This is a genomic window from Maribacter sp. TH_r10, from assembly GCF_033101095.1.
GTDB classification, from domain to species: Bacteria; Bacteroidota; Bacteroidia; order Flavobacteriales; family Flavobacteriaceae; genus Maribacter_A; species Maribacter_A luteus.
This window is the reverse complement of record NZ_JAWMPY010000040.1, coordinates 1-523: the sequence shown is the minus strand read 5'-3', so window position 1 is coordinate 523 and position 523 is coordinate 1. Positions and strand designations below refer to the sequence as shown.

The following is a 523-nucleotide window of genomic DNA, read 5'->3' as shown; positions in this document are numbered from 1 at the left end:
GGTTCATCATAAGAAAGATTATATGCTTCTAAGAAGTATCCCTGGCATTGGAGGGATCGTTGCCTGTGGTATCTTATGTGAACTGGGGGATCTGAGACGTTTTAACAATGTCAAGCATTTGGCAGGTTATGTAGGTCTGTCCCCAGGGGTCCACCAAAGCGGAAGCAATTATAAGACGTTGGGCATCACCCCACGAGCACATCGATTGATACGGAGCTATTTTGTTGAGGCGGCCTGGCAGGCGATACGTGCCGATCCGGTTATGCAAGCGTATTATCGTAAGCACCAAGGTAGAAACGTAAAGAGTATCATTATCAAAGTAGCGCGAAAACTACTTAGTAGGACTTTGGCGGTAATCAAAACAGAGACTCCTTATTGCATAGGGGTACTGGAGTGAAAGATAAAAAAACAAACCATAACAAAGCTCACGAAATAGTAGAGAGACCCGTACCACAAAACAACGTGGGTGGCCCCGAGAACTCGGGGATCACATTTTTATAGCAAGTGGCCGGGTCTATTATAA

At 45.3% G+C, this 523-nt stretch carries 1 protein-coding gene; it reads left to right on the top strand.

Going from position 1 to position 523, the window contains the following annotated elements; translation table 11 throughout:
* On the top strand, positions 1 to 397 hold a 397-nt coding region (locus R3X28_RS19235; protein WP_317666515.1), incomplete at its 5' end, for an IS110 family transposase.
* Between the last annotated feature and the right edge of the window lie 126 nt (positions 398 to 523).